The organism is Bifidobacterium sp. C0047B3 (assembly GCF_056590535.1).
Genome location: NZ_JBWPWH010000005.1, coordinates 24,939 through 45,897 on the forward strand (window position 1 = coordinate 24,939; position 20,959 = coordinate 45,897).

General features: G+C 44.1%; 8 protein-coding genes. 4 read left to right on the plus strand and 4 right to left on the minus strand.

Annotated elements, in window-relative coordinates; all coding sequences use genetic code 11:
- Positions 1-217: 217 nt before the first annotated feature.
- From pulA to AC1EKT_RS05645, 4 genes are all read right to left on the minus strand, one after another.
- Positions 218-2,227, minus strand: coding sequence for a type I pullulanase (gene pulA / locus AC1EKT_RS05630; protein WP_481616186.1), 2,010 nt, complete (start codon positions 2,225-2,227; stop codon positions 218-220).
- 314 nt (positions 2,228-2,541) lie between these two features.
- Positions 2,542-3,399: a sugar ABC transporter permease gene (locus AC1EKT_RS05635; RefSeq protein ID WP_391496493.1), complete on the minus strand. Its 858-nt coding sequence runs from the start codon at positions 3,397-3,399 to the stop codon at positions 2,542-2,544.
- 74 nt (positions 3,400-3,473) lie between these two features.
- Entirely contained in the window at positions 3,474-4,871 is a 1,398-nt protein-coding gene (locus tag AC1EKT_RS05640) for a carbohydrate ABC transporter permease (RefSeq protein ID WP_391496062.1), read from the minus strand.
- 153 nt (positions 4,872-5,024) lie between these two features.
- Positions 5,025-6,254, minus strand: coding sequence for an extracellular solute-binding protein (locus AC1EKT_RS05645; RefSeq protein ID WP_391496061.1), 1,230 nt, complete (start codon positions 6,252-6,254; stop codon positions 5,025-5,027).
- 257 nt (positions 6,255-6,511) lie between these two features.
- Here AC1EKT_RS05645 and AC1EKT_RS05650 point away from each other — a divergent pair, with 257 nt between their 5' ends.
- From AC1EKT_RS05650 to AC1EKT_RS05665, 4 genes are all read left to right on the plus strand, one after another.
- Positions 6,512-8,212, plus strand: coding sequence for an alpha-amylase family glycosyl hydrolase (locus AC1EKT_RS05650; protein WP_481616187.1), 1,701 nt, complete (start codon positions 6,512-6,514; stop codon positions 8,210-8,212).
- An 84-nt stretch (positions 8,213-8,296) separates the two neighbouring features.
- Positions 8,297-9,133, plus strand: coding sequence for a TraX family protein (locus AC1EKT_RS05655; RefSeq protein ID WP_415683067.1), 837 nt, complete (start codon positions 8,297-8,299; stop codon positions 9,131-9,133).
- Between the two features lie 95 nt (positions 9,134-9,228).
- A complete protein-coding gene (locus AC1EKT_RS05660) occupies positions 9,229-11,916 on the plus strand; it encodes a glycoside hydrolase family 31 protein (protein ID WP_481616188.1) in 2,688 nt (895 codons plus the stop codon).
- Between the two features lie 497 nt (positions 11,917-12,413).
- Complete coding sequence (locus AC1EKT_RS05665; RefSeq protein ID WP_421784924.1) at positions 12,414-19,787, plus strand: peptidase; 7,374 nt, start codon at positions 12,414-12,416, stop codon at positions 19,785-19,787.
- The last annotated feature ends 1,172 nt before the right edge of the window (positions 19,788-20,959 follow it).

The window sequence follows — 20,959 nt, forward strand, 5'->3', positions numbered from 1 at the left end:
TGCAACTATGGCGATAGCGTGTAAATCAATACATCTCTGGATTGGAATACACCCTGCCTGTCAATTATATAAATACCTGACATCGTTTGCAAATTAGCGTTGCGACATATTTGCTAGTTTTATAAGTAATTGCAACTAAACGCAAGTGTTGTTATTACTCACGTTTAGTTGCAATTGTCTGATAGTTTGTTATTTCTTTTTACTTACTAAAACGCAATTACTTGTTGCTAAGCACAACAAAAGTTCTGGTAGGCAAGTGTAGGGTAGCAGCGCTTTTTTCTGTTGTAATATTTACTTCGGTATCAGGCTGTTCTCCAGTCCACTTAGCAAAATAATCACTTGAATTAAGTATGCAATGCCACTCTTGAGCCTTTGCACTATGAATAGCAGGTAGTTGAATAATTGCATCTTCATGATACATAGGATTTGCGCAAACAATTAAATTATTGCCAATGCGCGTAGCCAAAACAGTATGGTTAGACGTTTCAAGTTGCTTGCGTTTGCCGTCATACAATGAGCTATATTCAGCGCGAAGCTTTATAAGTGCACGATACCATTGAACAAGCGGATTGAAACGTTCAGCGCGCGCCCAGTCAAGCTGGTTCATTAGTATACCGCGATTATAAGAATTATCGCAACCGTGCTTAGTACGTCCAAACTCTTCTCCGCTAAGCATAAACGGCGTGCCTGCAGAGCACAAAACAATTCCAGCTGCAAACATATTAGCGTTCAAAATATCCGCAACTTGTTTTGCATCTTGAGCGTCAAACTCAAAATCGCTGGCATTCTCGTGCATAGAAATGCAGAGCTTATCCCACAAAGTCAAATCGTCGTGAGCAGAAGTATATTGAACAATCTGTCCAACTTCTTTGCCTGCAGAAGGAGTATCACGCCATGCATTAAGAGTTTGACGAGCCGCATCCGAGCACCAGAACTCATTGCCATTTACATACCCACGGTCGAAATGGTTCATGACGTTGCCTTTGAGAGAATCGCGAGACTCATCACTAAACCAGCCTATGCGCTCGTTAAGAGTGCCTCTGCCGTCTTTATCTCCCATTGGAACTTTTTCATCAACAGCAGGATCCGAAGCACCCCACGGTTCTCCATACATAACAATATCTTTACCGCCAGGAAGCTCATCTAATGCAGCTCGTGCCTGATTTAAGGTTTCAGTATCAGTCAAGCCCATAAGATCAAAACGGAAGCCATCAATGTGATAGCAGCGTGCCCAATGCAGCAAAGATTCAATAATAAACCTGCGGAACATAGGATGTTCAGAAGCCATTTCATTTCCACAGCCAGAACCGTTAGCAAAAGATCCGTCAGAGTCTCGTCTGCAGAAATACCCAGGAGCCATGCATTCGAAAGCATTTTCTGCGGACTTGTACATGTGATTATAAACAACATCCATAATTACACGTTGTCCATTAGCATGTAATGCCGCAATCATTGCCTTGCATTCGCGAATTCGCGCAGTGCCATCGTAAGGATTGCTAGAATAAGCGCCTTCAGGAACGTTGTAAGCGTGAGGATCATAACCCCAGTTATACAAAGAATCTAGCTCTTCTGCAGAAGTACCATTTTTTCTAGCATTGTCAATTGCAGATTCATCAACTGTTGCAAAATCGTAAATAGGTTCGAGCTGTACGTGAGTGATGCCAAGCTGCTTTAAATAATCCAAGCCAGTAGGGAAGTTGCATTCAGAAGAATCTGGATTTTGCAAAGATGTATGTTCATCAGTAAAAGCGAGATACTGTCCTCTATGTTCTGGCTTAAAACCGCCATTAGGATTGCTGCTGAAATCTGCAACATGTGTTTCCCACACAACCATTGCATGGCGCACAAATTTAGGAGACTTATCTTTATGCCAATTGGCAGGAGATACTCGCTCATCGTCTATTACAAGGCTGCGCTCTCCATTTACGCCGCTTGCTACGCCCCAAGGGTCGCTTGTACGATTTACTGTGCCATCTTGGAAAGTAACGAGATAATCGTAGTATATGCCGTCTAAACGCTTGCGGAAATTAATTCGCCAAGCTCCATCATGTAGTGGTTTCAACTCATGTGTTTGAGTTGGCTCACTGTTATTTCCAGTTTCAAAAAGTCTTAGCGTTACATTCTGCGCAGTTGGTGCCCACACAGTAAATGTTGTAGATTTGGCGTTTAGAGTAAATCCAAGAGGTCCTTCGTATACAGGCCATGTTGCCGAAGATGGAGTCGTCATATATGGTATCCTTCTTCTTTCGCTATTTTGCGAATCGTCTAAATTTTCTAAATTATCTAATCGTATTAGTAATTATACAGTTTTTTAAATTTTATTATTTACTTATTATTCTGTTATCAAGTTTTTATGTTTTGCGGCACTATTTGGCTAAACACGGTAGGGTTTATGTGATAGCCATTATCGTATTAAGTCAAACGGCGAGTGTGTTAAGTTATTTTTATTTTAAGTTGTATATTCGCATTGTTTAGATGAAAAAGAAGGCTGAAACGCTCGAAAGCGTCTCAGCCTTCAGTAGATTTATATCCTGTAAATTATCAGCCCTTAACGGAGCCAGACATGGACTCTTCGTAGAAGCGTTGCATAACGATAAACAGGATTGAGATTGGTATGGAGACGCACACAGCACCTGCGGAGAATCGTGCGAACCAGTGATTAATATACTCTTTCTGAAGCATTTGCCACAAGCCCACAGCAACAGTGTAGTTATCTGCAGTTCGAGCAATAGTCTTAACCAAAACGAAGTCAACCCATGGTCCCAAGAAGCTAGTAATAGCCTGGAACACAATCATAGGCTTGCAGATTGGAAGAATAATCTTATAGAAAACCTGCCAAGTTGTGCAGCCGTCCAAGTATGCAGCTTCATCCAAAGACTTTGGAATAGTATCCATATAGCCCTTCATAACGTAGAAGCCCATACCGCTACCAGCAGAGTACACGATAATTAAGGAGATGAGTATTACGCTACCGTTTGTTAAGCCAAATGCTTTCAAAATGAAGTAAATAGCGATAACAGCCATGATGGATGGGAACATACCCAAAATCAAAGCAATATTCATGAATGTCTTACGTCCGCGGAAGCGCAGACGAGACATGCAGAATGCCACTACGAGTACGAAGAACAGTGAGATAATGCACACGAAGATAGACACAATCAAAGTGTTTAAGAACATGCGTGGGAAATCAAATGTTTCGCGCTGAGTGAACAACTGAATATAGTTATTAAACGAGTACTCGGTAGGGAAGAACGTAGTCTGATATGGAGCAGTGTTCTTGTTGAAACTTTCTAAGAATATCCAAGCGATTGGCGTGAGCCAAACAATAGACATGAGAATCAGGAACAAGTGCGCTGCAAAATCTCCGACGCGACGACGAACTCGTTGATCGCGCCACATTGGAACGCTACGCGTGCTATGCACTGACTGATCTTTTTGTTCAGGCGCAGATTTCGTAACTTTATCTTTATTACTCACCGGAATCCCTCCTCATTCTTGTAAGATCCAGAGTTGCGATACGTAATCAGTGCTACGACAGCAAGAACAATGAATGTCATAATGCCAATCACAGCGCCCATGCTGTAGTCGCTCTTGTCTACAGTCAGCTTGTAGAGCCATGTAATAAGCAAATCAGTCTTACCTGCTGAAGATGTGAGTGATGACGGATCGCCTCCTGACAAGAGGTAAATAACGTTGAAGTTGTTTACGTTGCCTGTGAAAGTTGTAATTAAGTAAGGTGTCATTACGAAGAAGATATATGGCATTGTGACGTTCATGAAACGCTGCCACCAACTTGCACCATCGAGCTCTGCTGCTTCGTAAAGTTCTGCAGGAACGTTTTGCAAAATGCCTGTAATCTGCATGATAGTATACGGGATACCAACCCAAAGATTGATGAGAATCACCGTTACTCGCGCCCAGGTTGCATCTTGGAAGAATGGTAATGGAGAATGAATCCATCCCGAAGCTAAGAGTAAACGATTAATAGCGCCTTCACGTTGAAGCATACTATGCATAACGAGTAATGAAACAAACTGTGGAACTGCAACAGTTAGGGAGAAGCAAGTGCGCCATAAGCCCTTGAAGCGGGTGGTGCGTCTATTGATAATCATAGCCATGAACATTCCGAAGAAGAAGTTCAAGAATGTTGCAAAGAAAGCCCACACTAAAGTCCAAACTAACACGTCTATGAAAACTTTAGCATTAATTAAGCTATTCGAATTGCCAATATCGAAGAAATTCTGTAATCCTACCCAGCTAAACAGTGGAACATGCTTGCTATCGTAATTTGTGAATGCCATAGAGATCATGAAGATTAATGGCAAAATTGTAAAGAGAACAATTCCAATGGTTGGTATGGTCATAAAACCAACATGAGCATTCTGATCAAGTAAAGACTTTAAATCTTCGTAGAAATTAGCAGGCTTCTTACCTTTTGCGACAGTATCTTGCGCTTTATAAGCACTACGTAAAGACAGAGTAGCTAAGAAAATTAGTAAGCAAATAGCAGCAAGAGACATAACGCAGTAAAGAAGAATCTCCACAGAGCTGTCACCCTCTGTATAATGCCAAAAACCTCTGATTTTAATCTTTGTTGCTTTAAGAGTGCCTAAAGTCGTGATCTTTGGTAAATATTCGACGCCAGTAGTAGCTAAGAAGTAGATTACAGCTATTTCAGTTACTAAGAAAATAACGCCTTTAGTGAACTGTCGGCGTGCTAAATTACCGAAGCCGAAAATGATAATAGAGAACCAAGAGTAAATGTCAGCACCTTTTGCTGCTTTCTGCAATGAGTATGGTGACGGTGCAAAGCGCTCAGAATTCGGTGTATTCCGACGCTTTAATCGTTTCATGGATGCTGTGCCAATCATGACATGCCTTTCCTATAAACAATGAGTGCGTTTTGAGGAGAAATAAAACGCCCCGCCCCTATTCACAATAGTGTGGGGAGCGGGGCGTTTTATTTTTACGTAAGTTGTGTAGCACTACTTACGTTTTTCAGATAATCGATACTGTAAGGAAGCTTACTTCTTAAGAGCTTCATCGAAGCTCTTCTGGAAGTCTGCAGTCTTTGCTGCAGCATTGCTTTCATTAATTTCCTTGTTTGCAAGAGCGGAGCCGAAGTTCTTAGACGGATCCCAGTATGCACTCATTTCAGGAATATTTGGCTGCACGACAGAAGTCTTAGCAATGGTTTCCATCTGAGCAGTAGCACCTGCATCATCTTTAACGGTATCTGCAAGAGTCTTGTCGGAAGGAATTACGCTCTGAAGCTCATAAGCTTTCTTCTGGGATTCCTTAGATCCAAGGAAGGCAGCAAACTTAGCAGCCATTTCTGGAGCCTTGGAATTCGGGTTATAGCCAACGGCCTTAGAACCAACGAAGGACTTCATTTGCAATTCGCCAGCTTCAGTCTTGAACTTAGGAAGAGCTGCGGCAGCGTAATTATCGCCTAAAGCCTTCTTTACGTCTGCTTCATCCCAAGAACCGGAGAAGTAAGCATCGACAGTGCCATCCTTGATGCCAGCTAAGCCTGCACCATTGCCATCCATGACAAAGTTCTTATTCTGAATGAACTTTGCAATGTACTTGGTAACAGCAGCTGCCTTATCGCCGAGCTTAATACCAGCCTTTGCATCGCGACCATTATCACCGAAGAACTTCAGGTTGCCATCGAGGTAGAAACCGGCGAGGTACCAGCCGCCGCCAATATCGAATGCAACCTTGCCCTTCTCAAGCATCTTGTCGAGGGACTTAACGTCATCAGCAGAGAACTTGGACTTGTTGTAGTACATGAACCAAGTGTTGCTGGTATAAGGAACGCCGTACATCTTGCCATCCTGAGCAGTGACGGACTTAACCAAAGCGTCCTCATTCTGCTCCTTGACCTGCTTCACAGCGTCATCGCCTAATTCGCCAATAGCACCAGCTTTTACTAACTCACCAATCTGATCGTTAGGGAAGAGATAAACATCAGCAGCTGCTTTAGGATCCTGCTTTACAGTTGTTGCAGCATCTGGAGGAGCAACTACAGAATTCTTGAAGCTAACTTCTGGGTGATCCTTCTTGAATTCCTTCTCCATGGTGTCAATCCAGCCGCCGGCTTTCTGATCTTCAGAAGCAGACCATACAGTAAGCTTTACTGGAGCTGCCTTGCCATCAGAATTATTGTTAGTGCTTGAACCGCAAGCTGCAAATCCAAACAAAGTAGCAACTGCAAGACCTGCACCCAGCATCTTCTTAATATTCGTCATCCTTGACCTCCTATATCATGCCAAAAACTGGCATATCATTTGGTGGCGTAGTAACGGATTCCGTTGTGGCGCAACATCGCGATTGCTGCGTAGAGCAGCGTCACAAGTCTCACAAATCCGTTCGTAAGCACTGTGTAGTATACACGGATATCACGTCGTTTGCAAATGAGTGGCGGGCTAGTTTGCATATTTTGCTTTATAAATTTTTCAAGTGGATGCGTGTAAACTAAGTAGCACAACGCGAGAAGGGTGAAATAATGGGATTATATAATCACGCACAATGGCTTAAAGACGCGGTTTTTTACGAAATCTATCCGCAAAGTTTTTGTGATTCCAATGGCGATGGAATAGGCGATATTCAGGGGATTATTGAAAAGTTAGACTATGTAAAATCGCTTGGCTGCAACGCAATCTGGCTTAATCCTTGCTATGACTCGCCTTTTAAAGATGCGGGCTATGACGTGCGCGACTACAAAAAAGTAGCTGCGCGTTATGGAACAAACGAAGATTTAAAGCAACTTTTTAATGAAGCTCATAATCGAGGAATCCGCATATTGCTTGACTTAGTGCCGGGTCACACGAGTGAAGAACACGAGTGGTTTAAGAAAAGCTCGAAAGCGGAAGAAAACGAGTTTAGCAAGCGATACATTTGGACAGACAGTGCGTTTAGCGGCTATTCTATGCCGTTTATTGGCGGTGAAACTGAGCGTGATGCCACTTATATTCTAAACTTCTTCAAATGCCAACCGGCTTTAAACTACGGTTTTGCGCATAGGGATCGAGCTTGGCAATCCGCTCCTGATTCCAAAGAAGCGGCAGAAACTCGCGCTGCAATGGTTGATATTATGCGCTTTTGGCTTTCGCTCGGTGCAGATGGATTCCGAGTTGATATGGCTGATTCGCTTGTAAAAAACGATGAGAACAATGGCGAAGGAACTATTGGCAAAGACAATACGATTCGCGCATGGCAGGAAATGCTGGGTGCTGTAAAAGAAGAGTATCCGCAGGCTGCTTTTGTTTCTGAATGGGGTAGGCCGCGTCAGGCTCTTGCTGCCGGATTTGACATGGACTTCTATTTGAATTGGCGCTGGGATGGAAATCCTAATGGATACGCACGTTTAGCTCGTGATGTTGATAACGCTTTAGATAGCAATCCTGAGCATGATCACAGCTACTTTAATGCGCGCGGCGGCGGCAGTATTTGCCCATTTTTAGACGATTATTGCCCACAATATGAGTCAACCTGCTCGCAAGGCTACTTTAGTTTCATCACTTGCAATCACGATACGCCGCGTCTTGCTCCGCGTCTTGACGATCGTGAGCGTCGCGTTGCTTTCGGCATGATACTCACTATGCCAGGCGTGCCATTCGTATATTACGGCGACGAAATTGGCATGAAATATCGCGATATTCCAACAAAAGAAGGCGGTTACGCCCGTACTGGCACGCGTACGCCAATGCAATGGGATGATGCAAAGAATTTTGGCTTCTCAACGGCTGCAAAATCTAAATTATACTTGCCTGTTGAAGTTCGAGCAGATGGAAGAACTTGCGCAAACTCTCGCAAACAAGCGGTAGAAAGTGGTGAAATTCCAACTGTTTCTGCGCAAATTAATTGCGAAAATTCCTTCCTTTCATGGGTGCGCTCGCTTATTGAGCTTCGTCATAATCGCAAATCTTTGCAAGCTGACGCGTCTTGGAGAGTTTTGTATGCTCCGGTTGACGGCCGCGGCTTTGCTTACGAACGTTGCGCAAAAGGTGACGCAGGAGAATCAGCTGTAGAACGAAGCATTGTTGTTATGAACCCAGGCGTAAATAGCGAAACAGTTTCATTAGAAGCATTAGCGAATCTTACGCAAGAATCTGCTTACAATCCATTACTTAAAATCGGAGAAATATCAGTTAATGGTGATTGCTTAACACTTGGTACTCAAAGTTTTGCAGTGTTTGGAATGTAAATTGTAGTGTACAAGTCAAGTAGATACGCAACTGCGGATAAAGTTTATATAAACTAGGTATGCGCAAATAAACAAGGACGTGTAATGAGTATTAATAGCGGTAAAGCAATAATGCGTGATAGTGATAACACAAATAAGGAAATGCTTGACGCAAACGGCAAACCAATTCGTGCTGACCGTAACATAAAAACTGGAATCACGCTCAATAAACTCAAAATGCTCGGCGCTTTTATGCTTATGCTAGGTGCATTTAGCAACACAGTAATTGCGCGAATGTTTGGCGGAGCAGTAACCAATAATATGTTTGCATTGACAATCATATTAGTTTGCGAATTTATAAGCTGGACTGCAGTGCCATGGTATGCGTGGATACTAGTGCGCGGATACCATAACACTCATAATTTGAATCTTTACATGTTAAGATTGCTGATTTTGGCAGTAATTTGCGAAGTTCCATACGATTTGGTGAATTCAAAATGTTTGTTCGACATGCGTTCGCAAAATCCTGTATTTGCAATGGTTATCGCACTATTCGTACTTTCGGGTATAGATACAATTAGGGAGCGTTTAAGCGGATTTAGTAAAGGTTTTGCTATTACCGTGCTTATTATTGCGGGTCTTCTTTGGAATTTGATCGGAAAAGTTTTTGTGCAGCATGGAATTTTCTTCGGCGGTGTAACTTTGCTTATTTTCGTACTTCTTTTTGAATTATTAAAAAAGCGCGAAATTACTATGGAGATGACTGCAGGAATGTTCGGTGCTATGTCGATGCTTGCACCTGGTATTGGTGTGGCTGTGTTGCATTATCGTAGCGCTTATGGTGATGGTCCTAAAAACTCGACGACATTCCGTTGTGTTATGTATGCGTGGTATCCGCTAATGTTGATCATTGCGTCAGCGTTTGCAGTATACATTCATTAAAGTTATAAGTTGTAAGCAAACAAAATAATACATAAAATAATACGTAAAATTGTTAATAAGCAAAGTCGCAGGTAACAACAGAGGTGTGCAATAGTATGGACTCTTCCAAGTTGGGAATTTTTTATAAGTACGCAACTGATTCAAATGCAAAGGCGCAGGATAGTCAGGTAATTAAAGGCGAAAAGTGGCGAATTACAGTTATTACAGATTCGCTGTTGCGCCTTGAGTGGAGTGACGATGGAGAGTTTGTTGACAATCCTACGCAAACTGTGATTTGTCGCAATTTTGCTCAGAATAGCGCGGATGCTCAGCCGCAATTTAGTGCGCATAAAAACGCAAACGGATGGCTGGAAGTAGAAACTGAAAAGCTCCACCTTACTTATAATTGCGAAGCTTTTAGCAAAGAAGGCTTAAGTATTGTTGTGCGCGGAGTGCCATGTACTCAATTTAATACGTGGCATTATGGTGACGACTGCCCGGGAAATCTTCTTGGAACTTTTAGAACTTTGGATCAGGCGAACGGACCTGTAAAACTTGGTAAAGGAATACTTTCGCGCGACGGATGGTCTATTTTAGACGATTCTGTAACTTGCGAAATTGCGCCGGATGAGGAAATAAATGGAAAACCAAACCCGTATGGGGCTTGGGTTAAGTCGCGTGCGCAAAAAGTTAGCGAACAAAACGGCAGATATAAAGACTTGTATTTCTTCGGCTATGGACACCACTACATTCAAGCAATTCAAGACTTTTATAAGCTCACAGGTGCTCAGCCGCTGCTTCCACGTTTTGCGCTAAGCAATTGGTGGAGCAGATACTACAGTTACAATCAAGACGAATATTTGCAATTGCATAATCGTTTTAAGCGCGAAGGCATACCTTTCAGTGCAGCTGTTATTGACATGGATTGGCATGTTACGGATGTTGATGCAAAATATGGTTCCGGTTGGACTGGTTACACGTGGAATGAGGAGCTTTTCCCGGATCATCGCGCTTTTTTGCGTAAACTTAACGCTTCTGGCTTGGCTCCAACTTTGAACTTGCATCCGCGTGACGGCGTGCGTGCGTTTGAAAAAGATTATCCGCAAGTTGCGCGAGATATGGGAATTGATCCTGCAAGCGGTAAAGCTGTGGAATTTGATTTAACAAATCCGCAATTTGTTGAAGCTTACTTCAATATGCACCATCGCATGGAAGATGAAGGCGTGCGATTTTGGTGGATTGACTGGCAGCAGGGAGGTGTGACGCGCGAGCCTGGCTTGGATCCGCTTTGGATGCTGAACCACATGCATTATGAAGATGCTGCGCGCGACGGCCGCTGGCCGCTTACATTCTCTCGTTATGCTGGCCCTGGTTCGCATCGCTACCCAGTTGGATTCTCGGGAGATACCGTCACTACTTGGGATTCGCTTGCGTTCCAAACTTACTTCACTTCTACGGCTTCAAATATTGGTTACGGATGGTGGAGTCACGATATTGGCGGACACATGCTTGGCGTTCGCAATAACGAGTTGGAAGCGCGATGGTATGCTTTCGGTGCGTTTAGTCCTATTAATCGTCTTCACTCGACTTGCTCGCCGTTTGCTGGAAAAGAGCCGTGGAATTTCCCTAAGGAAACTCGTGAAGCAATGGTGAAAATGCTTCGTTTGCGTGCAGAACTTTTGCCATACGTTTATACGATGAATTATCGAGCGGCTTTTGATGGCAGACCGATTATTGAGCCAATGTACTGGCAGTCGCCGGAAGTTGGCATGGCTTACGAAATTCCTAACGAATACCGTTTTGGAAGTGAGCTTATAATAGCGCCGATTGTTTCGCCTAACGATGCTGCTGCTTTGCGCGGATGTGCTGGAGTTTGGTTGCCGGAAGGTGATTGGTACGATTTGTTTGACGGGCGCAGGTACGTGTCTCGCGGATGGAATGGTCGCAGATTTGAAGCGTGGCGCTCGCTTGACCGCGTGCCTGCTTTTGCGCGTGCTGGAGCAATTGTGCCTCTGCAAGTTTTGCCGGAAGTTGCAGATTGCGAGCGTAGTGCTGAGGCTGCGGAATCTGTTAATAGCATTGAAAATCCTCGTAGTTTGCGCGTGCTCGCCTTCCCTGGAGCTGACGGCGAGTTCGTAATGCGAGAAGATAACGGTGACTTTGCTGCAGCGTCTGCTGGAAACACTGCCGACACACGTATGAATTTTGTGTGGCGAGACGGAAATGGCTCTTCGCAATTCATTATTTCTGGTGTAGAAGGTGCGGAAACTGCCGTAGAATCTGTGCCGCAAAAACGCAACTGGAACGTTGTATTTAGAGGAGTTGCTTGCGCAGATTTTGCGAAAGTGCGCGTTTTTGTAGGAAGCCGAGAGCTTAACGCAAGCGATTTTGCAATTTCTTACGAAGGCGAAGAGTTGACTTTGAGCTTAACTGTTTTTGTAAAAGACGTGCCGGCTCGTTCGGAAGTTCGCGTAATTGTTGACGGCGGATTGCAAATCGCTGTCGACCCTAAAGTCGGCGACGCTTACAGATTCCTGCTTCAAGCGCAAGTGCCGTACCGCGGTAAGGAAATGGCTTTTGATGCAGTGCGCGAGGCTGGCGGAAGTGCAAGCGCTATTGCTGCAATCTCAACTCTTGAATACGAAAACGAATCGGAAGCAGAAAAGTATCGCAACAATGTTGATATGCTTAACGCTTACGCAACTGATCAGCCATCTGTAGTTAAGTGGGCGCAATGGCGTTGCACGCTGCCTGTTTCGGTAAAGCACGCGCTTGAGGAGATTTTGCTGCGCTCGGTTGAGTGAGTAATGTTTTTCTCAATAGATTTTAGCTCTGTTGAGCTAGTTGTAATCTGCTGGGTGAAGTTGTGTACTTTTCTCAGCAGATTTGTTTTTTGAGCGAGTTGCGATTTTGCAAATCTGTATTTTTGCATTTTTATTTCTGTAAATTCGTATTATCAAAAATTAGAATTTATATGGTAACAAATGTTTAGACAGATTAGTGAAAGGTTGTAAAAACGCCTTAATTCAAAATATTCACAAATAAATTTTAATTCTTAAAACCGCTGAAAAATAAGGCTTGGGGGGGGGGGGTGTTCTAAGCATTTTGATTTAAACATGTGTTATTCATCTTTAAAAAAAATTTTAAATTGTTATAATAACCTAACAAAGATAGCTTGGATTTTATAAATGTGAGCTATGAAAATTTTAGATGATTGTTATTAAGAATTTGCATTTTGCGTGTCCATCGGCGGGCATGTGGATTTGTTTTTTATTAGATAACTAAGTGGAAGAAGGACAACATGGTAGCAAAATCTAGAAAGCACGCACGTAAGGTAACGCTTGATGCTGCAGTAAGTAATGCGATTGCGAAGGCTGTGGATGCTCGCAAGGTGGCGGCATTTACGGTTGGAGCTGCTGGTGTGTTGGCTGGTGCGGCATTTGCTTTTGGTGCAACTCCTGCAATGGCTGCGGAGAATGGTGCTGCGACTAATTCGGCTCTAGTTCCTGTGGAAGCTAATAAGAAGACTGGTGTTGAGGCTGAGGATAAGGAAGAGAATAAGGAGCAGATTTCCACTAATAAAGATTCTGAGCAGAAGACTGAAGCAAAGAAGCAGACTGATAATAATACATTGGATAAGTCTGGCAAAACTAATCTCGAAAAGAAACTGGCTAACAAAACGAATGCTTCTACTCTGTCTGTAGCTAAGACTGATGCTACTAAGACTGGTGCTACTAAGACTGAGGGTACTAAGACTGAACAGAAAGCTGTGAATACTAAGGTTGTATCTGATAAGACTGCGGATAATGTTTCTGTAGCTGATAAGACTAGTACGGATAGCGCTCCTGTAGCTAATAACACTACTTTCACTACTAGTAGCGCACCTGCAGAAACTCCTGCAAGCACAGTACCTCAGGGACAAGATCGCGCTGGCGCAGAGCACAGTCCTAATGAGATAGCTTTTTCCAAAAACCTGCCAAACATTTATGGTTGGGCAACTCCAAGCAACACGTTTGACGAGAATCTTGAAAAGCAGACAGTTGTGTATCATTTGCCAAAGAGTGTGGATGGTAAGCCGGTTGTACGCGTAGTAATTCTTCCAGATTCAAAAGATAGTATTAATACTGATGATCCTGAAGCTTACAAGAAAATCATTGAATTTGATTCTGAGCGTGTAGATGACATGCACCAAAGCTATTCTGGAATTTACGAGTTAAAGACGAATCCTGACGGTAGTGTGGACTTGATTATGAAGCAGCCATTCAGGGATGGTCGCATATCTTCAGGTCAAGGCTATTGCGCAAACCGCTCAATCTTCTTGTATTACGATAAGACTAATTTGCAGCATGACCAAACATCTAATAACTTCCGTGTTGCAACGCTTGTTCCGCCAAAAACAGCAGGATCAATCGTCTTAAAGTATGACGAGAGATTGTCGGCAGATAAAGTACGAGAAGTACTTCACAAAGCAGTAAATCTTCCTACTGAACATAAGTCTGGTAGCAGTGTAGCTGAGCAGCTTGTTGCTCAAAGTAAGTCAACAGGTGTTGGTTTACGCGTTGATGAAAACACTGTTAATAACACTCCAGATACTGTAGACGCAAAAATTCCGCAAAGCATGGGTTCTTATGACGAAGGTATGTTTGAAGCAATCAATAAGAAGGATAGTAACGATGATTACTCATTTGGCGAGCGAAAGCTTAAAACGTATCTGGTAACAGATTTGGGAATGAAGTCTCCGGAAATACCTCTTACTGTAGTGCGCTATAGCACTCGCATTGAGAAGCCGGTTGTGGATACAGTTGATTTTAGCAAGTTGACAGAGGATCAAAAGACTCAAATCAAAAAGAATCTTGCAAAACTTAACGGCGTATCTACCGACAAAGTTACGTTTGATAACAATGGCACTGCAACAATCGACTTCGATGGCTTGAGTACGCAAGATGATCCAAAGATTCCTTTGAGTGACTTAGTGCTTACAAGAGTTGATGTAGGTGATGTTGTTGTTCCGACTGGCGACAATGCAGTCTTTGTGGCTAATCCGCTTGGATATTCAAGCGCCGAACTTGACCGAATCAAGACAGCTATTTATGAAGCTAATAAAGACAATGAAAAGCTTGGCCTGAGTGAAAAAGATTACAAGAGTCAGATTTCGCTTGAATATATTACGGGCGATACTACCGTTGGTCATGTAAATCAGGGCATATCGAATGGTATGGCGGAAAATACGATTACAGTTAAGATTAAGACTGATAAGGCATTTGCTGAGTTTACCTCTAATGTAAAGGAAAGCAAGCTTACAAAGCTTCCAAATATTCGTAAGGATTACACCGTTTCGTGGGATGCATCTAAGAATAAGATTGAAAATCGCACTTCCGACGAAGGCCTCTCCTGGAGTGAAGATAAGAAGACTATTATCTACCGTTACGACCCAACTAAGGCTATTGCGTTCAATTCCGACGACGTTACAAAGCTGCTTACAGCTACGCCAACAGATTCAAACGTTGGCTTGCGCACGATTAAGGGCAGTGAGAAGCTTGCCTATGAAGGCTCAGATGGTAAGCCGCGCAAGTCGCACATGCACTATGCGTTGCAAGGTGACGAACCAACTGGCGCGCTTACGCTTGGCGTTATTAGCAGCGGCTATTGGAAAGGCGACATTAAGATCACAGGCACCGATGTGGATATGGGTGATGTGCTCGCAAAGACTGACACATATAAGTGGGATGACGAAGCTCAGCCTGTAAAACTTGCTTCTAAGGGTGGCAAGATTTATAGGGCGCGTCTGTTTGTTGCTCCATATGGCATGGAATACTACCAGCACTTATATTCGCTCCCAGATAACAAGAATCTGAACAACACGCCTAAGGCAATTAACGTTATATTTGTGCCGCAAACGAAGAATAAGACGAAGGATCTTTCTAATTCGATTGGCGAGCACAAGACTGAAACTGTTGGAGGCAAGGATGTTCCAACGCAGCCAGCATATTACAACGCGTCTGCTGATAAGAAAGATGCATATGATAAGGCGCTTGATGCTGCAAAAGAAACTCTTAAAAAAGTTGGAACTAAAGCTGATGCTGATTTAAGTGAAGACCTTAAGGCTGAGGTTGATAACGCAACAATTAACCTTAAAAAGGCGCGTGAAGCTCTTGATGGTGATGCTACCAAGAAGGAAGAGCTGAATAAGTCGATTAAAGCCAATGGTAAGGCTGCCGAAGGTGATACTGCTGCAACTCCTGGTACGGTAACTACTGATAAGTATAAGAATGTTACTGAGCCTGACTTCAAGGATGATAATGGTAATGCAGATACCACCAAGAATGAGGATGCTAAGAAAGCTAAAGAAGCCTACGATAAAGCTCTCGAAGAAGCTGAGAAAGTAAACAAGGATGCCAACGCTACGCAAAAGGCTGTTGACGAAGCCAAGGCGAAACTCGACGCTGCGCGTAAGGAGCTTGATAAGTACAGCACTAACAAGGATAAGCTTAACGCTGCTATTGCTGAGCATGGTCAGGTGAATACTGGCAAGAACGATCAGGGCACACAGGATGTGACTAAAGCTGACCCAACTTACCAGAACTCTAACGATACAGAGCGCAAGGCGTATGACGACGCTGTTAAGAAGGCAAACGATCTTTCTAAGGATCCAAACGCTTCTCAAAAAGATGTAAACAAAGCTATTGAGGATCTTAAGAAAGCTAAGGAAGCGCTCGACAAGAACGCAACCGACAAGGCTCCTCTTGATGCTGCGGTGCAGAAGAGCTTCGATAATCCGAAGCCGGACGATAAGTCGAAGCAGAGCGTGTTCTATAAGAACGCCGCCGCGAAGAAAGACACCGACCCTGATGCTAAAAAGGCTGTTGAGGACTACGATAAAGCTTTGCAGAAAGCCAAGGATGTTCTTGGTGACAAGAACGCTACAAAGGCCGATGTAGAAAAGGCTAAGAAAGATCTTGAAGACGCTGAAGCAGCACTTCATGCTGATAAGTATCAGACAAAAGTAACTGATTTAGCTGAAGCTATTGCAGATAATGTAAGCGGTTACCTGATGCCTGCGTACTTCAACGCCTTTGATGAAGCGCAAGCTAAGGGCAAAGATTCTCAAGCCGCAAAAGACTTCAAAGCCTACAACGACGCTTATCACGCTGCAAAAGACTTGATTACGGAGATTAGGAAGCCAAATAGCACGGTAACGCAAGATCAGGCTGATAAGGTTAAGAAGCAGCTTATTGAAGCTCGTAAGGCAATCGATAAGTACGCAACTGACACCAGCAAGATTTCGGCGGCGCTGCTTCACAGCTTGGCTATTAAGGCAAGCCCAGCGTATCAAAACGCGTCTGCAAATACTGATCCAAATTCTGACGAAGCTAAGGCAAAGAAAGCATACGATGATGCGCTTGATGCTTTGCAAAAAGCCTTCAATGATGAGATGCCTCAAGATACGGTCGATGGCAAGCCTGGTAGTCAAGTAATCTCGACTGACAAAGTGCCTGACAAGGATGGAGACACAAATAGTGCGAGCTACCTTGACGGCATCCAGTCCCACGCTAAGGGTCAGCCTTTGAATAGGGATGTGCCAAAGCTACTTGCAGATCTTAACAAAGCTGTGGCAGATTTGAATAAGTTCGCCACTAAGACCGATAAGCTGCAGGAATCCATTAATAAGGATACTGATACTCAGAAGGATCCGGCGTACAAGAACACCAAGGATCCACACAAGCTGGGTGATAACGGCCAGGAAGATACTTCTGGATACGAGGATGTCAAGAAGAAAGCTACGGCTTACGACGAGGCGCTTACTGAGGCTAAGAAGCTCTTGACGGATCCAACCGCTACCCAGGCGCAGGTGGATGCGGCTCTTAAGAAGCTTGATGAGAAGCGTGACGCTCTTAAGGCTCAAGATACTAACGTTGAAGCGCTGAAGAAGAGTGTTGGAAAGCATGGTACAGAGAAGCAAGGCGAGACTGCTGCTACCGAAGGTACTGTTACTTCTGATGCGTATCGCAATGCTTCTGATCCTCACTTCATGAAGGAGCAGGACGGCAAGCTTGTTCCTGATACGGACAAGAACAACAAGGCAGCCGAAGCTAAGAAAGCATACGACAAGGCATTGGCCGAGGCTCAGGAGTTGCTCTCAAAGCACGATGGCAAGGATACGCCTCTCGACGCTAAGCCAACTCAGAAGCAGATTGATGAAGCTTTGAAGACTCTTGACGAAGCTCGCAAGAAGCTTGAGGATAACTATAAGACAGTTACCACTAAGCTTGATGAGGAAGCCCAGAAGTCTCAAGCAGATGGCGCAACCGCTCCAACGGCTGGTCAGTTTGAGGACTCGCCAGAGTTCAAGAATGCCGACGCCAAGAAGAAGGATGACGATAGCGGCAATAAGGTAGACAATGACGAAGTCGATGCCTATAAGAAGGCTTTGAAGGCTGCACGTGATTTACTCGCTAAGAAAGACGCTACTAATCTCAGTGAGCGTCCAACTCAGAAGCAGATTGATGATGCTCTCGAAACGTTGAAGAAGGCAAAGCAAGCTATTACCGATGGCTACAAGACCGATGCAACGGCTCTCCAAGACGAAGCAACGCTCGGAGAGGACGGTGGAGCATTTACTAATAGCCCAGAGTACAAGAACGCCGAAGCTAAGAAAGCTGAAGGCGGCAGTGACAATGCTAAGCTTAAGGCATACAAGGATGCTCTAGCTGAAGTTACGACTATGCTCAACAAGTTTGGTAAAGATGGCAAGCCGAAGGCTAACGCAACTGATATTCCAACTCAGGCTAAGGTTGATGCTGCGCTTAAGAAGCTCAGTGACGCTCGCAAGGCAGTGGAAGATGAGTACAAGACCGACGCAAAGCCTCTTGAAAAGGAGGTTGGCGACAAAACTCAAGACGGCAAGCTTGTAACACCTCCATTCGAGGAGTCGATTCCATACAAGAATGCTCTGTATAAGAAGCAGTCTGAAACTGGCGATGCTGCAACGACTGATACTTCTGCCACCAAGAAGCTTCAAGATTATAACGATAAGTTTGAAGCAGCGAAGAAGATTATCGATCAGGTGAAGAACCCAGATCCGAATGCTGATCCAGATAAAAAGCCAACTAATGCTGATGTTAAGACAGCTTTGGAAGCCTTGCAAAAGGCAAAGAAAGCTATCAATGACGCCTTTACGACTAATGCTAAGGATTTGAAGGATGAGTCTGCGAAGTCTACTGCTGACGGTGTAACTACCGTTGGTAAAGATGACTTTGAGAATACTACAGAGTTCAAGAACGCTGAATCTAAGAAGGGTAAAGACTGCAAGGATAATGCTGACGTCACCGCTTATAAGGAAGCGTTGAGTAAAGCTAGGACTTTGCTTGGAAAGTTCGATGAGAACGGTACGCCAAAGTCTGGTGAAAAGGAAATCCCAACCCAGCAAGAAGTTGACGAGGCTCTTAAGAAGCTGAAGGACATAAAAGATAAGATTACTGCTGACTACAAGACCAGTTCTACTGAGCTTCAGCAAGAAGTTGATAAGTCTAAGGACGGAGATAAAGACAAGCGTGATGACGTGTTCGAGAACACTCCTGCGTTCAAGAACGCGACTGCTAAGGGTGATGATGCGTCTAAGCAGGCGCTCGAAGAATACAACGAAAAGCTTAAGGCTGCTAAGAAGCTTCTTGAGAAGTTCGACCGCACTACTGGCAAGCCAAAGGATGGTGCAACTGACGTCCCAACCCAGAAAGAGCTTTACGATGCTCTAGATGCATTGCAAGCTGCTAAGAAGAAGATTGAAGACGATTACAGCACAATCAAGTATGACTTGCGTAAGGAAGCTGATAATGATGGTGACTTCACTAAGTCTCCTGAGTATCAGAATGCTCAAGCTAAGGGTGATGACGAGTCTAAGAAGGCTATTGACGATTACAAGAAGGCTCTCGACGAGGCTAACAAGATTCTTGGCGACAAGGATGCAACTCAGGCTCAGGTTGACGAGGCTTTGAAGAAGCTTCAGGATGCTAAGAAGAAGCTTACTGATTCTAATAAGACGGATAAGTCTAAGCTTCAGACTGAGGCTGATGATGATGCTAAGTTCCGTAAGTCTTTGTACTTCATTATTGGCAAACGCGACGATATTGAGGCTTATAAGAAGGCTTTGGCTGAGGCTGACAGCGTGCTTAACGATCCTAATGCAACTCAGGCTCAGGTTGATGAGGCTTTGAGGAAGCTTCAGGCTGCTAAGTATAAGCTTAATCACCCGTTTGGCGCTGGCAGTGGTGTTGGTAGCGGTAGCGGCTATGATACCGATGCTGATGCTGGGGATGGTTTTGATACTAGTGATTCTCAGAGTGCTTTGGTTGATAAGTCTGCTTTGCAAGTCGAAGTTAATAATTCTGTAGACACTAATGCAAACACTGCGGCAGCTAGAGCTTACAGGCAGGCTTTGGCTGAGGCTAAGCGTGTGCTTGCTGATAAGAATGCAACTCAGGCTCAGGTTGATGAGGCTTTGAGGAAGCTTCAGGCTGCTAAGGCTGCGTGGCGTAATGCCTCTGGCGCTTCCGGTAATGCTAGCGCTCTTGCTAAGACGGGTGCTGCAACTGGCTTGTTTGCAAGTCTTGCTGCAGTATTCTCCGGACTTGGTGCTGCTGGCGTTGCTTCTCGCCGCCGCAAGCATTCCAACGAGTAGCCTCGCTCATAACTAAAATCCCTCGCAGGTTATCTTCCGATAATCCGCGAGGGATTTTTTTTTCTTGCTGCCGCGCGAGCGCTGACTGCGCTAGTAACAGCTAGCGGCAGAAATTTTACAGTCGTGCGCAGTTTATGCCGCCTACGCACCAAAAAGCGGCAGAAACTTTACAGTCGTGTACAGAAAAGGTCGTTTGCGCGCTTTAATCCGGCAGAAACTTTACAGTCGTGTACAGAAAAGGTCGTTTGCGCGCTTTAATCCGGCAGAAACTTTACAGTCGTGTACAGAAAAGGTCGTTTGCGCGCTTTAATCCGGCAGAAACTTTACAGTCGCGTAAATTAACGATAGTATTTCCCCAAACCTCCTGAAGCTTTGCATCATTGCTTTGCGAACGCTGCTCATGAAGCTTTGCGGTTGCGCTTCTGCGAAAAGTGGTTTTGTAGCTTTGCAGTTATGCTTCTGCTAACAATGATTACTTATTGATTAGTGAACTTTAGCATTATTGCTCTGCAGACGCTGAGTATTTGTCGCTTAGTGAACACTAGCGTCCGTGCTGCTGCACGCGCCACACCAGACGCACCCACCACACCAAAAACACTAGCGGTTTTACTAATAGTGGGAGATAGGAATTGCTTGGTCGAGCAATATAAAAGCGGAACGATAGTAATAATCTTGTTGACGAATACTGTTTTTGAAAGAAAGTAACTAAAAAACTAAACTCAACTACGCAACCGCTAAGTCCAAGTAAGGTATAGGAGCGTAGCGCTGCGAGACAATCAACACCCACTCCTCACACCCATCTCAATTTCACACTCGCGCCACACCAAAAATAACTCAGTAACTACGCGCATCGTTATTAGTGCAGAATGCACACTGCAGGAGAAACGAAAAATCGGCAAAGTGCGTTACTAGTGCAGAACGCGTACTGCAGGAGAAACGAAAAAACGGTAGTGAGCGTTACTAACGCAGAAACCGTACTGCGTCAGTAACGAAAATGCTTAGTTTTGCGATTTGACATACCGGTTCAGTTAACAAATTTTTGCCAGAAGTGCTAGAATGCTGCACGGTAGTGTGATGAAATTCACATAATTTCGTTACATCTACCTGCAGCATTTGGGTATTGCTAAGTTAGCAATATTGCAACGTTCTGCATTTGTAATTCTTGAAGGTCA